The sequence below is a fragment of the Paraburkholderia lycopersici genome, assembly GCF_900096975.1.
GTDB lineage: Bacteria > Pseudomonadota > Gammaproteobacteria > Burkholderiales > Burkholderiaceae > Paraburkholderia > Paraburkholderia lycopersici.
In genome coordinates, this window is the sequence record NZ_FMYQ01000029.1 from 1 (window position 1) to 19,264 (window position 19,264).

Consider the following 19,264-nt stretch of genomic DNA (forward strand, 5'->3'; position numbering starts at 1 on the left):
AACCAGGGGGCGGACTACAGCTCGATTCTCGTGGGCATCCAGGTGCCCGCGGCCGAGGACGCCGGGTTCCGACGCTTCCTCGCCACGCTCGGGTACCCACACTGGGAAGAGACGCAGAATCCGGCGTACCGGTTGTTCCTCGCATAACAGGCGGCCAGCGTGTCCGTTTCGCTCTCCGACAAGCTCGTCGTCGCCATTTCCTCGCGCGCGCTCTTCGATTTCGAGGAGGAAAACCGCGTGTTCGAGACCGGCGACCTGCAAGCCTACGAGGCGCTCCAGCGCGAGCGCCTGAACGTGCCCGCGCGGCCCGGCGTGGCGTTCGCGCTCATCCAGAAGCTGCTCGCGCTCAACAACGGCGCGCATCACGTGGAAGTCGTGATCCTGTCGCGCAGCGATCCCATCAGCGGCCTGCGCGCGTTCAGTTCGTGCCGCGAGCATGGGCTCGACATCCAGCGCGGCGTGTTCACGCGCGGCAGCGAGCCCTGGCATTACCTCAAGCCGCTCAACGCGTCGCTGTTCCTTTCGGCCAATCCGCCCGACGTGCGCAGCGCGCTCGACGCGGGCTTCCCCGCCGCGCGCGTTTTCCCCGAATCGGCGACAATGGCGCAACGCAACGCGCACGAGATTCGCATCGCGTTCGACGGCGATGCGGTGCTGTTTTCCGACGAAGCCGAGCAGATCTTCCAGAGCCATGGCCTCGGCGCCTTCGTGAGCCACGAGCGCGACAACCGCGAACTGCCGCTCGCGCACGGTCCGCTCCAGCCGCTGCTTGCGGCGCTCAACCGCCTGCAGAAGCTCGCCGGCGCCAACGCGCAGATGCGCATCCGCACCGCGCTCGTCACGGCGCGTTCCGCACCCGCGCACGAGCGGGCGATCCGCACGCTGATGGCGTGGAACATCGAAATCGACGAAGCGATGTTCCTCGGCGGACTCGACAAAGGCCCGTTCCTGCGCGAGTTCGAACCCGATTTCTTCTTCGACGACCAGATCCGCCACTGCGAATCCGCGCGCTCGGTCACGGCCACCGGGCACGTGGCGAGCCGGCGTGACCAATCTCGCAACCGAAGCCAACGCATCATGACTCCCGACCAATCTCCGCTCGGCAAGCCCGCCGCCTACACCGAACAGTACGACGCCTCGCTGCTGTTCCCGATCCCGCGCGCCGGCGCGCGCGAACAGATCGGCATCGGCGCGCAACTGCCGTTCTTCGGCAGCGATATCTGGAACGCCTACGAGCTGTCATGGCTCAACGCGCGCGGCAAGCCGCAGATCGCGATCGCCACGTTCTTCATTCCCGCCGACTCGCCGAACATCATCGAATCGAAGTCGTTCAAGCTCTATCTGGGATCGTTCGCGCAAACGCCGTTCGAATCCGCCGAGGTCGTGCGCGACACCATCAAGCGCGACGTGACGGCCGCATGCGGCGCGTCGGTTTCCCTGCGGCTCGAACAGCCGGGCGCCTTCGGCAAGATCCCGTTCGAGGAATTCGACGGGCTTTCGCTCGACCGGCTCGATCTCGACACGGAGATCTATCAGCCGGAACCGACGCTGCTGAAGGCCGCTTTCGACGAAGCCCCCGTGGAAGAAACACTGGTCTCGAACCTGCTGAAGTCGAACTGCCCCGTCACGGGCCAGCCCGACTGGGGCAGCGTGCAGATCCACTACGTCGGGCCGCAGATCGATCAGGCGGGACTGCTGCGTTACATCATTTCGTACCGCAATCACACGGGCTTTCACGAGCAATGCGCCGAGCGCATCTTCATGGACATCCTGCGCGAGTGCAAGCCCGACCGGCTCGCCGTCTACGCGCGCTACACGCGGCGCGGCGGTCTCGACATCAATCCTTTTCGCACCAACTTCAACATGCCGATGCCGGATAACGCGCGGCTTGCGCGCCAGTAAGCGGAATATCGCCGGTAATCGAAAGCAAAACGCGCTGCCGAAGCAGCGCGTTTTTCATTGGCGTCGCAGCGGCGTCAGTGCGGCAACTCGGCCGCCCCCATGCGCCGCGCGATGACCGCGGTACGCTGCGCGAGGTACGCCGAGTTGCGATGCGCGTCGAAGTACCTGGGGCGCGGCAGCATCACCGCGAGCCGCGCCGACTGCCACGGCGTGAGCTTCGCCGCCGCCGTGCGGTAGTAATAGCGCGCGGCGGCCTGCGCGCCGTACACGCCGTTGCCCCACTCCACCGAATTCAGATAGATCTCGAAGATGCGCTCCTTGTCGAGCAGCGTCTCCAGCATCCACGTGATGACGAACTCCTGGCCCTTGCGGATGTAGCTCTGCTCGCGCGAGAGGAACAGGTTGCGCGCGAGCTGCTGCGTGATGGTCGAACCGCCGCGCACGATGTGGCCGCGCTTCTTGTTCTTCTCCCACGCCTGCAGGATGGCGTCGGTTTCGTAGCCTTTGTTGTTGACGAAGTTCGCGTCCTCGGACGCGATGATCGCGCGCTTCAGGTTGCGCGAGATCTGGTCGTACGGCACCCATTCGTGCTGGATCGAGAGATCGGAGCGGTCGGCGGAAAGACGCGCCGCGTCGGAGCGCATGAAGGCCGTCGATTGCGGATCGACGAAATTCCACAGCGCGATTTGGGCGACATAGAAGAGCTGCGTGGCAATCCACGCGATCGCGAACACGGAAACGACGTAGGTGAGCCAGCGCAGCACGCCGGGGCGCCTTTCCCGCTGCTTGCGCAGCGCGCCGCCGGCCGCTGCTGCGGTTCCTCGCGCACCGATCGCCTGCCTGCGCATGACGTCGTCCCCTGTTTGCGAGAGGCGTGGGCGCTACGCGGGCTGCGCGGCCAATTGCGCCCGCAACGCCGCCAGCACCGGCGCGCCCTCGGGCCGCACGCCGCGCCACACGAAGAACGATTCGGCGGCCTGCTCGACCAGCATGCCGAGACCGTCGGCCGCGCGCGCGCCGAGCGTTTGCGCGTGGCGCATGAACACGGTGGACTGCGCGCCGTACATCATGTCGTAGGCGAGCGTGCCTGCGCCGAACGCGCGCTCGTCGCACTCGGGCAAGGCGGCGTCGAGGCTGCCCGCCGTCGCGTTCACGATCACGTCGTAGGGCCTGGGATCGACGGCGTGCGGACCGCCGCCGTTGAGCAGACAGCCGAACGCGTTCGCCGGGCCTTCGAACTGCTCGACGAGCGCATGCGCCTTGGGCGCCGTGCGGTTCGCGATGGTGATCTCGCGCGGACGGCGCTCGAGCATCGGCAGCACGACGCCGCGCGCCGCGCCGCCCGCGCCTAGCAGCAGCACGCGCGCACCTTCGAGCGAAACGCCGAGGTTCACCTCGATGTCACGCACGAGGCCGAAGCCGTCGGTGTTGTCGCCGAAGATGCCGTCGACGTCGAAGCGCAAGGTGTTCACGGCGCCCGCCGCCGCCGCACGTGGCGAAAGCTTGTGCGCGAGCGCATGCGCGTCGAGTTTGAACGGCACGGTCACGTTCAGACCGCGTCCGCCCGCCGCCCGGAACGCCTGCACGTGTTCGACGAAGCCGTCGAGCGGCGCGAGGAGGCGCTCGTATTCGACGCGCTCGCCCGTTTGCAGCGCGAACTGCGCATGGATGTACGGCGACTTGCTGTGCGCCACCGGGTTGCCGATCACGGCATAACGGTCTGCCTGCGGGTCGAACTGCCGGCCGGCGGACGAGTCGCTGACGCTCATTCTCGCGGCTCCGTTGCGTGCTGCTCGCTCGATTGTTCTTCTGCGGCGGGGGCGTCGCTTGCCTCGCCCGCGGCTTCGTCCGCTTCCGCAACCGCTTCCGCTTCGCTTTGCGCGGACTCGTCGCCGGCCTCGATCAGCTCGTCGTCTTCGCCCGCGTCCTCTTCGGCCTGCTCGCCGCTCGTCACGACCGGCGCGTCGAGCACGCGCAGCATGCGCACCGAAGCTTCGATGGTCAGCTCATCGATCGACATCACTTCCATCATCAGGCGCGTGCCGCGCGCATGCACGCCGAGCGCGGGCACGTGCATGAGCAGCGGCACTTCCTCGAAGCGCACGAGATCGTCCTTCACGACCGTCGCCGGGAATTCGCGGCGCGGCTCACGGCCGCCGTCACCGCGCATTTCCTGCTGCAGCCAGCGCAGGCACCAGAAGTACTCCATGCGGCGCTGGTGGTCGGCGTAGGCGGTGTAGGTCTCGTCGAAGCCCTGCACGACGGCGAAGAGATCGGCGTCCTTCGGCTTGAACGGCGCGACGAGCTTGGCGGCCACGCCGTGCTCGACGCACGCGAGCAACTGCCACTGATTCACGAGGTCGACGTAGCGGCGCAGCGGCGACGTGCTCCACGCGTATTGCGCGACGCCCAGGCCTTCGTGCGGCGCGGCGTTGGTCTGCATGCGCGTGCGCTTGGGGCCGCTCGGCGCGCCGAACGCGCGCTGCGAGCGGTAGATGCCCGGCACGCCGTGATCGTGCAGGAATGCTCCCCACGTGGAATTCGCGAGAATGGCCAGCTCCGCGACGATCATGTCGAGCGGCGAGCCGCGGCGGCGCGGCGTGATGGTGACGTGCTCGCCTTCCACGTAGAAGTTGAAGTCGGTGTTGCGCTGGACTTCGCGGCGCAGGCCATAGCCCGCACGCGCCTGCTGGCGTTTTTCGAACAACGCCTGCGCGAACGGCCACAGCACGGCAATGTCGTCCTTGTGCGGATAGTCGCCCGTGCCCGCCGCGAGCGTTTCCTCGGTGACGACTTCGTCGAGCGTGTTGTGGCGCAGGTTGTTCTTCACGAACACGCGCTCGGCGCGCGTTTCGGTTGCGACGATTTCCTGCGTCTCGCGATTGACGATGCAATAGAGCGAAAGCGCTGGACGCAGCCCGCCTTCCTTCAGCGTGAAGGCGTCGACGAAATCGTCGGGCAGCATCGTGATCTTGTCGCCGGGCATGTAGACCGTCGACAGACGCGTGCGCGCGATCGTGTCGGCCGTGTCGCCGCGCTTGATGCCGAGCGCCGGCGCCGCGATATGAATGCCGATGCGCACGCGGCCGTCGGCCAGATGCTCGATCGAGAACGCATCGTCGATTTCGGTCGTGGTGACATCGTCGATCGAGAAAGCCTGCACGTGTTCGGCGGCGTCGGGCAGGTCCTCGGGCAGCGAGCCCACTTCCACGGCCGGGAAGCCGGTGCCGTGCGGGAAGAAGTCCGCGAGGAAGCGCGCTTCGTGCAGCGCGCGCGGCGACGCGATGCCGCCGCATTCGAGCATGAGGCGCGGCATCGAAATGCCGCGCGCGGCCGCGGCCGCTTCGAGCGCCTTGTACTCGATCGAATTCTTGTCGGGCTTTGCAAGCAGGCCGAGCGCCTTGCCCTTGAACGCTTCGGGCAGCTTGCCCGCCTTCAGTTCCTCTTCGTAGCCGGCCTGCACGAGCGCCTGCTGGCGCTTGCGCTCGAGCGAGGCGAGCGCCATCTTGAGCTGCTCTTCCGGCGCCCGCTGATACTGGCCGCGCCCCTTGCGGCGGAAGTAGACCGGCGAACCATGCAGGCGCAGCACCAGTGCGGCGCGCTCGACGGGGCCATAGGTTTCGCCGTAGTACTCGCTCGCGAGCGCCGTATACGCGAACTCGTCGGCAGGCGCGCACTCCCACAGGAAATCGAGATCGATCTGCTGGGCGGCGGCGTCGGCCTGCTCCAGCAGCTCGCCCGCGGCCGGCTTCTCGAACTCGATCAGCACGTCTTTTGCGCGCACCTTCGCGCGCCTGCCGCCCGGCAACTCGACCTGAAACGCATCGCCCTGGCGCGACAGCACGCTGCCGGCCTTGAAACTGCCCGATTCCTCAAAGAAAACGTTCACTCAATACTCTCGTTCAGACTTGCTTTCACCGCCGGCGCTGCGCGCGAGCGGTGCTGTATACATATAGGCGTTCGCCCGCATCAGGCGGCGTCGCAAAAACGGATCACTTCGTCGACGTAATCGGCGAACTCGCTGATGCCATGATCGCTGCCCTCGATCAGGTGCGTGGGCACACCCGGATAGTGCGCGAGCATTTCGCGGTAATCGAGCACTTCGTCGCCGGTCGCGGCGATCAGATAGTAGCGCGCGGGCTGCGTCACCGTCGCGACGGCCAGCGCACGCAATTCGTCGAGATGGCGCGGTTCGACGACGATACTGCCGCCGCCGTGCCAGAGCGGCTGCTCGCCGAGATACTTCGACAGATCGCGCTCGGGCACCACGGCGGGATTCAGCAGCGCGGCACGCCAGCCGTGCTTTTCCGCGAGATGCGTGGCGAAGTAGCCGCCAAGCGAGCTGCCGACGAGCGTCACGCGCTCGCCGGGCTTCAGCCTTTCGGCGATTTCACGCTCGGCGAGCGCGATAGCCTCATATGGCGAAACCGGCAGCGTCGGGCAAAGCCACTCGCCGCTGCGCCCCAGTTCGGCGAGACGCGCCGCCAGCAGGCGCGCCTTGAAAGATTGGGGCGACGAGCGAAATCCGTGCAGATAGACGACGATCACGCTGCGCTCCGTGCCGACAGTGCGTCGAGCAGCTTCTGATGCACGCCGCCGAAGCCGCCGTTGCTCATCACGAGCACCTGGTCGCCCGGCCGCGCGGCAGAGGCGACCGCTTTCACGAGCGCATCGAGATCGTGGAACGCGCGGGCCTTTTCGCCAAGCGGCGCGAGTGCGCCGGCGAGATCCCAGCCGAGCGCGTCCTTGCCGCCCGGTGCGCCGTAGCCGAACACGAGGTCGGCGTCGGCGAGACTCGCGGGCAGTTGCGCCTTCATCACGCCGAGCTTCATGGTGTTCGAGCGCGGTTCGAGCACGGCGAGAATGCGCGTGTTTTCCTTGCCGACGCGCGTGCGCAGGCCCGCGATCGTCGTTTCGATCGCCGTGGGATGGTGCGCGAAGTCGTCGTAGACGGTCACGCCGTCCACGCTTCCCCGCACTTCCATGCGGCGCTTCACGTTGCGGAACGTGGAGAGCGAGGCGGCGGCCTGCGCGGGCGGCACGCCCACGCTGCGCGCCGCGGCAATGGCCGCGAGCGCGTTCAGGCGGTTGTGCTCGCCCTGAATCTGCCAGTCCACCACGCCCACGCGCTCGCCGCTGTGATAGACGGCAAAGCGCTCGTCCACGGCCACGCCTTCTTCGGCGGGCAGCGCCTGCCAGCCGCCGTCCACGCCGAAGCGCTCCACGTCGCTCCACACGCCGCGCGTGAGTACGCGCTCGAGCGCGTCCGAGCGGCCGTTCGTGACGATGCGGCCAACGCCCGGAATCGTGCGAACGAGATGATGGAACTGCGTTTCGATCGCCGCGAGGTCGGCGAAGATGTCGGCGTGATCGAATTCGAGGTTGTTGAGCAGCGCCGTGCGCGTACGGTAATGGACGAACTTCGAGCGCTTGTCGAAGAACGCCGTGTCGTATTCGTCTGCTTCGATCACGAAGAAGCTCGAATCGGTGAGCCGCGCGGAGACGCCGAAATTGAGCGGCACGCCGCCGATCAGGAAGCCGGGATTCATGTCCGCGTCTTCGAGCAGCCACGTGAGCATCGAACTCGTGGTGGTCTTGCCGTGCGTGCCCGCCACGGCCAGCACCCACTTGTCGCGCAGCACGTGCTCGCCGAGCCACTGCGGACCGGATGTGTACGGCAGGCCGCGATTGAGGATCTCCTCCATCAACGGATTGCCGCGAGCGACCACGTTGCCGATCACGTAGAGATCGGGATTGAGTTCGGTCTGGCTCGCGTCGTAACCCTCGATGAGGCGGATGCCCTGCGCTTCGAGCTGGGTGCTCATCGGCGGATACACGCCGGCGTCGCAGCCGGTCACCGTGTGACCCGCGCTGCGCGCGAGCACGGCGAGTCCGCCCATGAACGTGCCGCAGATGCCGAGGATATGGATGTGCATAAGCCTGTCGCGCCGCGCGGGCGTCGTGAACGTGTTGAACGCGATGGGGAAGCCGGGAACGGCAGCAGTTCTGCGCCGCCGGAGCAAAGACCGGTATTGTACCCGAGGCCCCGAGCCGTATTGGCTCAAAGGCCCGTGCCCGACGCGGCCCGCGGCATGTCCCCGCTCCCCTGCCCCGTTGCGGCGCCTCGCCGCCACTGCCCGTCCGCGGCCGCCGACGGGAGCCCAGGGCGAACTCTAGTATCATTAATGAATGGTTCGCAGATCCCATTTCGATCCCCAGCGCGTGCGCGAGGAAATTGCCATCGCGGCGGCGAGGATGATCGCCGAGGACGGCCTCGATTACGCTACCGCCAAACGCAAGGCAGCCCGGCAGGTGGTGGGGGAAACACGCATCGAGGGCACGTGGCTGCCCGATAACGACCAGATCGAGGAAGAGATCCGCGAGTATCAGGCCCTCTTTCAGAGCGACAGCCAGCCGGCGGTGCTGCGACGCTTGCGGGAAATCGCGCTCGAATGGATGCAGCGGCTCGAAGCCTTCAATCCGTTCCTGACCGGCGCGGTGCTCAACGGCACGGCGGGCGAGCACTCCGACATCCATCTGCAGATCTTCTGCGACAACGCGAAGGATGTCGCGATCTGGCTCCTGAACGCGAACGTGCAGTACGACGTATCGGAAACGCGGCATTTCGCGGCGCGCGGGTTCGTCGAGACGCTGAGCTTCATGTGGCGTCCGTCGCGCACCGAAGAGCCGGTGGGCATCCACGTTGCGCTCTACAATACCGACGACCTGCGTGGCGCCGTACGCGCCGACGCGCGCGGAAGGCTGCCGCGCGCCAACGCGCAGGCACTGCAGGCGCTGATCGACGCGAGCGGCGCCACTTCTTCCACAACCTGAAAGCGGCAGCGATGAATACGAAGCGGATTCTGGTCGGCATGGCAGTGGCGGCGATCGCCGTCGGCGGCGGCGTCCTCGCGGGACATTGGGCAAACAGCGGCAACGCGGGCATAGCCGACGCAGCTTCGGTGAACGGCAAGCAGAACGCGGTTGGCCAGCTATGGTCGGCCGCGGTCACGAACCCGGACGGCAAGCCTCAGTCGCTCGCCATCTACAAGGGCCGGCCGATCGTGGTCAACTTCTGGGCGTCGTGGTGCGGCCCGTGCGTCGAGGAAATGCCGGAGCTCTCCGCGCTTCAGCGCCAGTACGCGAAGAAGGGCATCCAGTTCGTCGGCGTCGGCGTCGACTCCGCCGCGAACATCAAGACGTTCCTGAAGAAGGTGCCCGTCGATTACCCGATCTACATCGCCGGCTTCGGCGGCGCCGATGTCGCGCGCGCGTTCGGCAACAACGCGGGTGGCTTGCCTTACACCGTCGTAATCGACGCGAACGGCGCCGTTCGTGCGACAAAATTAGGCCAAATCAAGCCCGACGAACTGCGGCGCACGCTCGACGCGCTTTGACATAGCGGAACATTTGACGCGAGATTAGGCGCAGTACGGCACTTTTTCCCGTGAGAAATATGTCTTTTGACTGGAGATCAGCTCAAAGCCCTGCGGGGAGACGTAGTCGGGGCCATATCCTCTCTGCGGAAAACTAGACAAATTTCTCTAATCGGCGCTAAAGTTCGCGCAATTCCTCGGAAAAAGAAGCGACCATGACGCGACTGCTGGTTCTGCACGGCCCCAACCTCAATCTTCTCGGCACCCGGGAACCCGAGGTCTATGGGCGCGTGACGCTCCCGCAGATCGATCAGGCGCTCTCCGACCGTGCCGCGGACGCCGGCGTCGAACTCGCGACGTTCCAGAGCAATCACGAAGGCGCGCTGGTCGACCGCATTCAGGCGGCCCGCACCGAGCAAACCGACTTCATCCTGATCAACCCGGCCGCGTACACGCATACGAGCGTCGCGATCCGGGATGCGCTGGCAGGCGTCGGCATTCCGTTCGTCGAGATTCATCTTTCGAACGTGCATCGCCGCGAGCCCTTCCGGCACCATTCGTATTTTTCCGACCAGGCCGAAGGTGTGATCTGCGGCCTCGGCTGGAAAGGTTATCTCTACGCGCTCGAATACGCGCTCGACCGGCTCGCTGCCCGGTCCGCGGCCTGATTCCCGCGCCGGATGACCGTCAACGCCTAGACAACACCCAACCCGAGCCGGGACGCGCGCGCCCCGGCACCTCACGTATTCAAAGCAAAAGGGGCTGCACCATGGATCTACGTAAGCTGAAGACTCTGATCGACCTCGTCTCCGAATCGGGCATTTCGGAGCTCGAAGTGACCGAGGGTGAAGGCAAGGTGCGCATCGTGAAGAACGCGCCGCCCGTTTACGTGCAGCCGAGCGCCGCACAGTACGCGGCTCCGGCCATGGGCGCCCCGCTCGCCGCGCCGGCCCACGTCGGCGAAACCGCTGCGGCTCCGGCGGCGCCGGCCGCACCGCAAGGTCACGTCGTGACCTCGCCGATGGTCGGCACGTTCTACCGCGCGCCGTCGCCGGGCGCCGATCCGTTCGTCCAGGTCGGCGACACGGTCAAGGAAGGCCAGACGCTGTGCATCATCGAGGCGATGAAGCTGCTCAACGAAATCGAGTCGGACACGGCCGGCGTGGTCAAGGAAATTCTCGTCGAGAACGGTCAGGCAGTCGAATACGGCCAGCCGCTCTTCGTGATCGCCTAAGCTTTTCTGCGCGCGGCGCGGCCTTCTTTTGCGGTCGCGCCGCGTTTGTCGCGTATGGCGCCCATGATGGCGACGCAGGCGCGACCGATGCTCTGCGGCAGTCCGCATGTACGACTTGCGGCGCCCATTGATGAGTCGAATACCCACCATGTTTGAAAAAATCCTCATTGCCAATCGTGGCGAAATCGCGCTCCGTATCCAGCGCGCGTGCCGCGAACTCGGCGTCAAGACGGTCGTCGTCTATTCGGAAGCCGACAAGGAAGCCAAGTACGTGAAGCTCGCCGACGAGGCCGTCTGCATCGGCCCGGCGCCTTCGAATCTGAGCTACCTCAACATGCCGGCGCTCATCAGCGCCGCCGAAGTCACCGACGCCGAAGCGATCCACCCAGGCTACGGCTTCCTCTCGGAGAACGCCGACTTCGCCGAGCGCGTCGAGCAGTCGGGCTTCACGTTCATCGGTCCGCGTCCGGAAACGATCCGGATGATGGGCGACAAGGTCACCGCGAAACAGACGATGATCAAGACCGGCGTGCCTTGCGTGCCGGGCTCGGAGGGCGCGCTGCCCGACGATCCGAAGGAAATCGTGAAGATCGCGCGCGCGATCGGCTACCCCGTCATCATCAAGGCGTCGGGCGGTGGCGGCGGGCGCGGCATGCGCGTCGTGCACACGGAAGCGGCGCTCGTGAACGCGGTCAACATGACCCGCGAGGAAGCCGGCCGTGCGTTCGGCAACCCGCAGGTGTACATGGAGAAGTATCTCGAGAACCCGCGCCACATCGAAATCCAGGTGCTCGCGGACTCGTTCAGGAACGCCGTGTGGCTCGGCGAGCGCGACTGCTCGATGCAGCGCCGCCATCAGAAGGTGATCGAGGAAGCGCCGGCGCCAGGCATCGCGCGGCGCCTGCTCGATCGCATCGGCGACCGCTGCGCCGACGCCTGCAAGAAGATGGGCTACCTCGGCGCGGGCACGTTCGAGTTCCTCTACGAAAACGGCGAGTTCTACTTCATCGAGATGAACACGCGCGTGCAGGTCGAGCACCCGGTCACCGAATTGATCACGGGCATCGACATCGTGCAGGAACAGATCCGCATCGCCGCCGGCGAGAAGCTCTCGTTCCGCCAGCGCGACATCCAGTTGAAGGGCCACGCGATCGAGTGCCGCATCAACGCCGAAGATCCGTTCAAGTTCACGCCGTCGCCGGGCCGTCTCACGTCGTGGCACATGCCGGGCGGCCCCGGCGTGCGCGTCGACTCGCATGCCTACAATGGCTATTTCGTGCCGCCGAACTATGATTCGATGATCGGCAAGCTGATTACCTACGGCGCCACGCGCGAACAGGCCATTCAGCGCATGCGCATCGCGCTGTCGGAAATGGTGGTCGAAGGCATCCTGACCAACATTCCGCTGCACCGCGAGCTGATGCTCGACGCGAAGTTCGTCGAGGGCGGCACGAGCATTCACTACCTCGAAAGCCGCCTGGCCGAACGCCAGGCTGTGAAGAAGGACGAAGCGTAATTCATGAGCTACCGGGAACTGATCGTCGAGCTGGATCGCAACCGCGCGGAAGCGCTGTCGGACGCGCTGATCGAGCTCGGCGCCCTTTCGGTGTCGGTGGAAGACGCCGACGCCGACACGCCCGACGAGCAGCCGCTCTTCGGCGAGCCGGGCCTCACGCCCGAGCGCACCGCCTGGCAGCATTCGCGCGTGATTGCGCTGATCGGCGCCGATCAGGATCCCGCGGTGCTGCTCGCGGCCGCTTCGAACGAACTGTCCTTGCCCGAAACGCCGAAGTACTCGCTGCGCGAAGTCGAGGAACAGGACTGGGTGCGCTTGACGCAGTCGCAGTTCGACCCGATCCAGATCGGCGAGCGCATCTGGGTCGTGCCCTCGTGGCACGACGCGCCTGATCCCGACGCGCTCGTGCTCGAACTGGACCCGGGCCTCGCATTCGGAACGGGCAGCCATCCCACTACGCGCCTGTGCATGGAATGGATCGAGCAGCACGTCAAGCCGGGCAATTCGCTGCTCGACTACGGCTGCGGATCGGGCATTCTCGCGATCCTCGCGAAGAAGTGCGGCGCGAATCCGGTGATCGGCATCGACATCGACCCCCAGGCGGTCGAGTCGGCGCGCCATAACAGCGAGCGCAATCACGCGGAAGTCACCTATGGCCTGCCCGACGATTGCCCCGCTGGCGAGTTCGACATTGTCGTCGCCAACATTCTTTCGAATCCGCTCAAGTTGATGGCATCGATGCTTTCCTCTCGCGTGAAGCCGGGCGGGCGCATCGCGCTGTCGGGCATCCTCGCGCGCCAGGCCGAGGAAGTCGCGCAGGTGTACGCACGCTGGATCGATATCTCGGTGTGGCGCGAACACGAAGGCTGGGTCTGCCTCGCGGGCACGCGACGCGCGTAACGCCTCGTCAGGATTGCTCGAGCGGGTCGCACCGGATCCCGCCCCGAGCGGGACGACCGAAGTCGTAGCGTGCGGTGGATTGCCAGTAGAATGCGGGTATCGCCAACCCACCGGTCTACCCAGATCATCGGCCCACAATGCTGCTGGCAACGCGCTGTCCCTTCTGTGAAACCGTATTCCGCATCCAGCCTACGCAGCTTGCCGTGCGCCGCGGCCTCGTGCGTTGCGGACATTGCCAGGAGGCGTTCGATGCGTCGGGTAGCCTGTACGAGGTGCCCGAGGGCGGCGACTTCTCGGTCGCCGTGACGGTTGCGGCCGAGATCGCGGCCAGCCTGACTGCAGCGCCTGCGCCGGAGCCGGCTTCTCAACTGGCGGGACAGGCGGCCTCGCAGCCCACCAATCCCGAGACGCAGCCCGCGGCCACGCCATCGCACGAGCCGCCGCCGCAGCTCAACGCCATGCCCAATTTCGCGAATCGCACCTGGGACCCGTGGGCGCCGCCCGCGAATACCCAGCTGGATCCGCGCCTGAAGTACGAGGCCGACAAGTTGCCGGGTGTCACCCCCGGCGTCGCCCCTCGCGCCACGCCGGGGATGACACCCGGCGCCGAATCGAGGACCGCCCTCGACGACGAACCCACGCTCGGGCCCGCGCAGCAGGAAGCGCCCGACCCTGCTGCGGCCGCAACGGCCACCGCGCAGCCGCACCAGGCACCGGAAGCCGCCGAACCCTTTCCGCCCGCTTCGCGCTGGACGCGTAGCGAGCCGAACCTCGGCACGACTGCTCCCAGCGAGCCCACTTTTTCGGCCAACGAAGCATCGGGCGCGGCTCCGGTCGACGACCCGGAACCCTCGCTCGGCCGCCGCGCGCATGAACCGGCGCCGGAGCCCGCCTTCAGCGCGCTCTCGCCCGACGACGGCGCCGCGCCGTTCGCCGTCACGCGCGAAGCGCCTGCCCGCCCGCGCGGATCGCGCCGCCTCGGCTGGCGCATTCTCGGCACGCTCGTCGCGATCCTGCTGTTCGCGCTGCTCGTCGTGCAACTCGCCTGGTGGCAACGCGAAACGGTGATGGTCTACTGGCCCGACTCGCAGCCGCTCTATCAGCAGGCCTGCGAGCAACTCGGCTGCCGCGTGATGCCGCCGCGCGACATCGACGGCCTGCTCGTCGAGCCGTCCGATCTGCGCCAGGTCGACAACGAGCCGCATCGTCTCGAACTGAAGGTGCCGTTGCGCAACCGCTTCAACGTCGCGCTCGCCTATCCCGCCATCGAGCTCTCGCTGCTCGACCGCCAGAACAACATCGTCGTGCGGCGCGTGCTGTGGCCGCAGGACTACGTCACGCCCGGCACGTCCATCGAAGCCGGTCTGCCCGCACGCACCACGCAGACGATGATCGTGCGGCTCGACACGGGCGACGTGGTGGCGTCGAACTTCCGCATCGAAATTTTCTACCCCTGATTTCGCGTCTGCGCATACGGGCACCAGCGTGCCCCACGCGCTTCCCGGCGTCCGGCTGAAACGGGCGCCACTCACCACAACATGCATTTCCGGAGAGCACATCATGAGTCAAGTCACGCTAGGCGGTAACCCGATCGACGTCGCCGGCACCTTCCCGAGCGTCGGCCAGAAAGCCCCGGCGTTCTCGCTCGTCGGCAAGGACCTGAAGCCTGTCTCGCTCGCCGATTTCGCCGGCAAGCGCAAAGTGCTGAACATCGTGCCGAGCCTCGACACGCCGGTCTGCGCGACCTCCACGCGCAAGTTCAACGAGGCCGCAGCCAAGCTCGACAACACGGCCGTCGTCGTGATCTCGGGCGACCTGCCGTTCGCCGCGGCGCGCTTCTGCACCACCGAAGGCATCGAAAATGTCGTCACGGCTTCGACGTTCCGCGGCCATGACTTCGCTCAGGCCTACGGCGTAGACGTGACGAGCGGCCCGCTCACCGGTCTGACCGCACGCGCCGTCGTCGTGCTCGACGCGAACGACAACGTCGTGTACGCCGAGCGCGTGAGCGAAATCAAGAACGAACCGAACTACGACGCCGCGCTCGCCGCGCTGAAGTAATCCGGCGGCGGCGCACGCACCTGAAGCCCGCGCTTCCGGGCCGACGCGCCGCCCTTTCCCCTACCTCGCCCTACAGGAATTCCCGCCTTGGCTACGCTGATTTGCGGCTCGCTCGCCTACGACAACATCATGACCTTCGAAGGTCGCTTTCGGGAGCACATCCTGCCCGAGCAGGTGCACATCCTGAACGTGAGCTTTCTCGTGCCGACGATGCGCCGCGAGTTCGGCGGCTGTGCCGGCAACATCGCGCACGCACTGCACCTGCTCGGCGGCGACGCGCGCATCATGGCGACGCTCGGCGGCGCCGACGCGCAACCCTACATCGACCGCCTCGACACGCTCGGTCTCTCCAAGGCGCACGTGCGCGTGCTGCCCGACACGTGGTCCGCACAGGCGATGATCACGACCGACCTCGAGAACAACCAGATCACCGCGTTCCACCCCGGCGCGATGATGCAATCGCATCTGAACCGCGCCGACGAAGCGCCCGGCGTGAAGCTCGGCATCGTCGCGCCGGACGGCTTTGACGGCATGGTTCAGCACGTCGAGCAATTCGCGAAGGCGGGCATCCCATTTATCTTTGATCCGGGCCAAGGCCTGCCGCTTTTCGACGGAGCGTCTTTGCGACGTGCCATTGAACTTGCAACGTATGTGGCGGTCAACGACTACGAAGCCAACCTTGTCAGTCATCGTACGGGCTGGTCGTTCGACGAGATCGCCAGCCATGTCGACGCGCTGATCGTCACGCGCGGCGAGCACGGCTCGCAGATCTACCACGCCGGCAAGATCGAGGAGATTCCGCCCGTCAAGGCCGCCCAGGTGCTCGACCCCACCGGGTGCGGCGACGCGTTCCGCGGCGGCCTGCTCTACGGCATCGAGAATAACCTCGACTGGGCGACCACAGGGCGTCTCGCCAGCCTGATGGGCGCGCTCAAGATCGAACACCTCGGTCCGCAAAACTATGCACCCACGCGGGCACAGATCAACGAACGATTCAAGGAGGCTTTCGGCTACGAACTGCCGAACTGAACGCGGGCGCAACGCACGGGCAGCGCCCATTGGAGCTACGGGAATGAAAATAACAAGTCGTTTGATCGTCGCAGCCGTGATCGCGGGTTCGCTCGCGATGTCAGGCTGCGCCTATAACAGCAGTTCTGCCGACGTATACACGGCCTCGCAGGCACAGCGCGAGCAAACGGTCCGCATGGGCACGGTCGAAAGCGTGCGCGCGGTGAAGATCAGCTCGAACAACGGCCAGCCTAGCGGCCTTGGCGCGATCGGCGGCGGTGCGCTCGGCGCCGTGGCCGGCAGTTCGATCGGCGGCGGCAAGGGCTCGATCGTCACCGGCATCATCGGCGGCATTGCGGGCGCCGTGGCCGGCAACGCAGTCGAGAACGGCGTGGCCATGCGCGACGGCCTCGAGATCACCGTGCGCCTCGACAATGGCGACTACCGCGCTATCACGCAAACCGCGACCGGCGAAGTCTTCAACGCCGGCGACCGCGTGCGGCTGCTTTCGAGCGGCGGCGTGACGCGCGTCACGCACTAAAAGCTTTCCCCTGTACCGCGGCGGCGCCTCGCGCCGGATGCGGAACCTCAGGCGCATGTGCTCCCCTGTGCATGCGCCTTTTTTCACGTCCGAGCGCGGCATCGGCGACGCAAGAATTCCGTTCTTACGAAGTCCAGACAAAAAAATCCCGCCGCGGGCAACCCGGCGACGGGATCGTGATCGAACCTTGCGCACCATGCCGCCCGGCTCGACCAGACGAAGCGCGCGAATGCCATAGCCTGCGCGCTTCGCGTCGTACTGCTTACGGACGGCTGCCGGTCGGGAACGGCCATGCTGCGGCCGGGTTCAGGGCAGTCTTGACCGTACCTGCGGGCGCGGACGGTTGCGCAGCAGGGGCAGCAGGCACAGCAGGCACAGCAGGGGCAGCCTTCTTGGCAGGCGCCTTCTTGGCGGCCTTCTTCGCGGCAGCCTTCTTGGCAGGCGCGGCCTTCTTGGCAGCGGCCTTCTTCGCGGGCGCCTTCTTGGCTGCAACCTTCTTGGCTGCAACCTTCTTCGCAGCTACCTTCTTCGCCGCAGCCTTCTTCGCCGGAGCCGCCTTCTTCGCTGCAACCTTCTTCACGGCGACTTTCTTGGCTGCAACCTTCTTCGCCGCAGCCTTCTTCGCCGGTGCTGCCTTCTTCGCTGCAACCTTCTTCACGGCGACTTTCTTGGCTGCAACCTTCTTCGCAGCTACCTTCTTCGCCGCAGCCTTCTTCGCCGGTGCTGCCTTCTTCGCGGCAACCTTCTTCACGGCGACTTTCTTGGCTGCAACCTTCTTGACCGCAACCTTCTTCGCTGCGGCCTTCTTCGCCGGAGCCGCCTTCTTCGCTGCAACCTTCTTCACTGCGGCCTTCTTCACCGCGGGTTTTTTCTTGGCAGTAGCCATTTTTTTCTCCTTCAGGTTTCAGATGAGAGTCAGTTCAAACCACACCCTTCGTCAAAACCCGCTTCCCGCGAGCGCTTCTCACGGCGCACACTGCGAAGCGGGCTATTCATCGGCGTACGCTGATCCCGCGCGCTTACGCTAATGAATGCGGTAAGGCGCGCCGTGCCACGAGGCACAGCGCGCCGAGTCATTCCGGCGTCGGCTACCGACACCGGGCAACGTTCGTTGAAGACGCCGGCCACACAACGCGCGTGGCCCACGCCTTTTTCCGGGGGGAAGTTTGCCCATCCCTCTGAAGGGTTCGCAAAGTGCCTGTCATGTCGGTGAGCCAACCGGGCTCCGGGCACGCTTTGCATCAGGCGTTCCTGCTCCTAATCATCATGCCGATCGAGGCGACACGCGCGTCGCCTCCGGCAACCCCAAAAGACTTGCACCGCAGTGCGCCCGGGTTATTCCCAGGACAGCGCACCGCCCGTCTGATATTCGATTACGCGCGTCTCGAAGAAGTTGCGTTCCTTCTTCAAGTCGATCATTTCGCTCATCCACGGGAACGGGTTCTCTTCGTTCGGGAACAGCTGATCGAGACCGATCTGCTGGCAACGGCGGTTGCAGATGAAGCGCAGATAGCTCTTGAACATCGATGCGTTCAGACCCAGCACGCCGCGCGGCATGGTGTCTTCCGCGTAGCGGTACTCGAGGTCGACCGCATGCCTGAACAGCTCGGTGATCTCCGCACGGAACGCCGGAGTCCACAGGTGCGGGTTTTCAAGCTTGATCTGGTTGATGAGGTCGATGCCGAAATTGCAGTGCATCGACTCGTCGCGCAGGATGTACTGGTACTGCTCGGCGGCGCCGGTCATCTTGTTCTGGCGGCCGAGCGCCAGAATTTGCGTGAAGCCCACATAGAAGAACAGGCCTTCCATGATGCAGGCGAACACGATCAGCGACTTGAGCAGCTTCTGGTCGGCTTCGAGCGTGCCGGTCTTGAACGACGGATCGGTCAGCGTATGGATGAACGGGATCAGGAACTCGTCCTTGTCGCGGATCGACTTGACCTCGTGGTACGCGTTGAAGATCTCGCCTTCGTCCAGACCCAGCGACTCGACGATGTACTGATAGGCGTGCGTGTGGATCGCCTCTTCGAACGCCTGGCGCAGCAGGAACTGGCGGCATTCGGGCGCCGTGATGTGCCGGTAGGTGCCGAGCACGATGTTGTTGGCGGCGAGGGAATCAGCGGTCACGAAGAAGCCGAGGTTGCGCTTGACGACGCGGCGCTCGTCCTCGGTCAGGCCGTTCGGATCCTTCCACAGGGCGATGTCGCGGGACATGTTGATTTCCTGCGGCATCCAGTGGTTCGCGCAACCCGACAGGTATTTCTCCCAGGCCCACTTGTACTTGAACGGGACCAACTGGTTCACGTCGGTCTGGCCGTTGATGATGCGCTTGTCGGCGACATTCACGCGCGCTTCGGTCGAGACCGGCGCTTGCGGCGGCGGTGCGACGGCGAAGTCGCTGGCGAAGATGTTGGTCGCTGTTGAAGCCTGAGGAGCGGAACGCAGACCGAACTGCACCTCGGCAGCCTGGACAGCCTGACCCGCGGGGTTGCGCATTGCGTTTTGCTGCGCACCGCTCGACGGAGTTACGGCCGTGATCTCGTCATCCCAGTTGAGCATAAATGTCACCATCAATTTAGATCGGTTTGTACCATCTTTTCGTGAGCGATAAAAGGGCTCGCACACGAAAAATCCTGTTTTCGATTCGCGTTGAGACCTCGATACAACACTTTGTCATCGCTATGCGTCGATCGATTCATGCATGTGCTGCGCGAGCGTCGTGCGTG

The 19,264-nt window shown here is 65.5% G+C and carries 19 protein-coding genes and 2 pseudogenes; 13 read left to right on the forward strand and 8 right to left on the reverse strand.

Annotated elements, in window-relative coordinates:
- The 3 genes and pseudogenes from BLU17_RS25400 to queF all read left to right on the forward strand — a co-directional run.
- A pseudogene (locus tag BLU17_RS25400) lies at positions 1-147 on the forward strand (threonine dehydratase); the annotation flags it as partial.
- 12 nt (positions 148-159) lie between these two features.
- Positions 160-1,041, forward strand: a pseudogene (locus BLU17_RS25405) (5'-nucleotidase); the annotation flags it as partial.
- A gap of 36 nt (positions 1,042-1,077) precedes the next feature.
- On the forward strand, positions 1,078-1,902 hold the full coding sequence (gene queF / locus BLU17_RS25410; RefSeq protein ID WP_092003344.1) for an NADPH-dependent 7-cyano-7-deazaguanine reductase QueF: 825 nt from the start codon (positions 1,078-1,080) through the stop codon (positions 1,900-1,902).
- Positions 1,903-1,976: 74 nt separating this feature from the next.
- Here queF and mtgA read toward each other — a convergent pair whose 3' ends face one another.
- The 5 genes from mtgA to mpl form a co-directional block, all read right to left on the reverse strand.
- Complete coding sequence (gene mtgA, locus BLU17_RS25415; RefSeq protein ID WP_092003088.1) at positions 1,977-2,750, reverse strand: monofunctional biosynthetic peptidoglycan transglycosylase; 774 nt, start codon at positions 2,748-2,750, stop codon at positions 1,977-1,979.
- A gap of 33 nt (positions 2,751-2,783) precedes the next feature.
- Positions 2,784-3,671, reverse strand: coding sequence for a shikimate dehydrogenase (gene aroE, locus BLU17_RS25420; RefSeq protein ID WP_092003091.1), 888 nt, complete (start codon positions 3,669-3,671; stop codon positions 2,784-2,786).
- Positions 3,668-5,791, reverse strand: a complete 2,124-nt coding sequence (locus tag BLU17_RS25425; protein ID WP_092003094.1) for a ribonuclease catalytic domain-containing protein — start codon at positions 5,789-5,791, stop codon at positions 3,668-3,670. The genes aroE and BLU17_RS25425 overlap by 4 nt, the downstream gene beginning before the upstream one ends.
- 80 nt (positions 5,792-5,871) lie before the next feature.
- Positions 5,872-6,447 carry a YqiA/YcfP family alpha/beta fold hydrolase gene (locus BLU17_RS25430; protein ID WP_092003348.1) on the reverse strand — a complete coding sequence of 192 codons (576 nt, stop codon included), beginning with the start codon at positions 6,445-6,447 and terminating at the stop codon, positions 5,872-5,874.
- Positions 6,447-7,838, reverse strand: coding sequence for a UDP-N-acetylmuramate:L-alanyl-gamma-D-glutamyl-meso-diaminopimelate ligase (gene mpl / locus BLU17_RS25435; RefSeq protein WP_092003096.1), 1,392 nt, complete (start codon positions 7,836-7,838; stop codon positions 6,447-6,449). The genes BLU17_RS25430 and mpl overlap by 1 nt, the downstream gene beginning before the upstream one ends.
- A gap of 253 nt (positions 7,839-8,091) precedes the next feature.
- On the opposite strand from mpl, the gene BLU17_RS25440 reads away from it, so the two are divergent.
- From BLU17_RS25440 to BLU17_RS25485, 10 genes are all read left to right on the forward strand, one after another.
- Entirely contained in the window at positions 8,092-8,736 is a 645-nt protein-coding gene (locus BLU17_RS25440; protein ID WP_092003099.1) for a UDP-N-acetylmuramate--alanine ligase, read from the forward strand.
- A gap of 11 nt (positions 8,737-8,747) precedes the next feature.
- The gene (locus BLU17_RS25445; protein ID WP_092003102.1) at positions 8,748-9,299 is read left to right on the forward strand and encodes a TlpA family protein disulfide reductase; all 552 of its coding nucleotides are present in this window, start codon (positions 8,748-8,750) and stop codon (positions 9,297-9,299) included.
- Positions 9,300-9,493: 194 nt separating this feature from the next.
- Entirely contained in the window at positions 9,494-9,946 is a 453-nt protein-coding gene (gene aroQ, locus BLU17_RS25450) for a type II 3-dehydroquinate dehydratase (RefSeq protein ID WP_092003105.1), read from the forward strand.
- A 101-nt stretch (positions 9,947-10,047) separates the two neighbouring features.
- Positions 10,048-10,512 (forward strand): acetyl-CoA carboxylase biotin carboxyl carrier protein, encoded by a 465-nt coding sequence (gene accB / locus BLU17_RS25455; RefSeq protein WP_092003108.1) that lies wholly within the window; start codon positions 10,048-10,050, stop codon positions 10,510-10,512.
- A 148-nt stretch (positions 10,513-10,660) separates the two neighbouring features.
- Positions 10,661-12,028 (forward strand): acetyl-CoA carboxylase biotin carboxylase subunit, encoded by a 1,368-nt coding sequence (gene accC, locus BLU17_RS25460; protein ID WP_092003111.1) that lies wholly within the window; start codon positions 10,661-10,663, stop codon positions 12,026-12,028.
- A gap of 3 nt (positions 12,029-12,031) precedes the next feature.
- Positions 12,032-12,928 carry a 50S ribosomal protein L11 methyltransferase gene (prmA, locus tag BLU17_RS25465; RefSeq protein WP_092003114.1) on the forward strand — a complete coding sequence of 299 codons (897 nt, stop codon included), beginning with the start codon at positions 12,032-12,034 and terminating at the stop codon, positions 12,926-12,928.
- Between the two features lie 137 nt (positions 12,929-13,065).
- Positions 13,066-14,385: a DUF3426 domain-containing protein gene (locus tag BLU17_RS25470; RefSeq protein WP_092003118.1), complete on the forward strand. Its 1,320-nt coding sequence runs from the start codon at positions 13,066-13,068 to the stop codon at positions 14,383-14,385.
- A 103-nt stretch (positions 14,386-14,488) separates the two neighbouring features.
- The gene (tpx, locus tag BLU17_RS25475; protein WP_092003121.1) at positions 14,489-14,989 is read left to right on the forward strand and encodes a thiol peroxidase; all 501 of its coding nucleotides are present in this window, start codon (positions 14,489-14,491) and stop codon (positions 14,987-14,989) included.
- An 87-nt stretch (positions 14,990-15,076) separates the two neighbouring features.
- Complete coding sequence (locus tag BLU17_RS25480) at positions 15,077-16,018, forward strand: carbohydrate kinase family protein (protein ID WP_092003122.1); 942 nt, start codon at positions 15,077-15,079, stop codon at positions 16,016-16,018.
- A gap of 43 nt (positions 16,019-16,061) precedes the next feature.
- Positions 16,062-16,538 carry an outer membrane lipoprotein gene (locus tag BLU17_RS25485; RefSeq protein ID WP_092003125.1) on the forward strand — a complete coding sequence of 159 codons (477 nt, stop codon included), beginning with the start codon at positions 16,062-16,064 and terminating at the stop codon, positions 16,536-16,538.
- Between the two features lie 262 nt (positions 16,539-16,800).
- On the opposite strand, the gene BLU17_RS25490 is transcribed toward BLU17_RS25485, so the two are convergent.
- From BLU17_RS25490 to BLU17_RS25500, 3 genes are all read right to left on the reverse strand, one after another.
- On the reverse strand, positions 16,801-17,424 hold the full coding sequence (locus tag BLU17_RS25490; protein ID WP_092003128.1) for a histone H1-like DNA-binding protein: 624 nt from the start codon (positions 17,422-17,424) through the stop codon (positions 16,801-16,803).
- Positions 17,425-17,453: 29 nt separating this feature from the next.
- On the reverse strand, positions 17,454-17,780 hold the full coding sequence (locus BLU17_RS33965) for a hypothetical protein (protein ID WP_092003132.1): 327 nt from the start codon (positions 17,778-17,780) through the stop codon (positions 17,454-17,456).
- 93 nt (positions 17,781-17,873) lie between these two features.
- A complete protein-coding gene (locus tag BLU17_RS25500) occupies positions 17,874-19,097 on the reverse strand; it encodes a ribonucleotide-diphosphate reductase subunit beta (RefSeq protein WP_092003351.1) in 1,224 nt (407 codons plus the stop codon).
- Positions 19,098-19,264 lie beyond the last annotated feature (167 nt).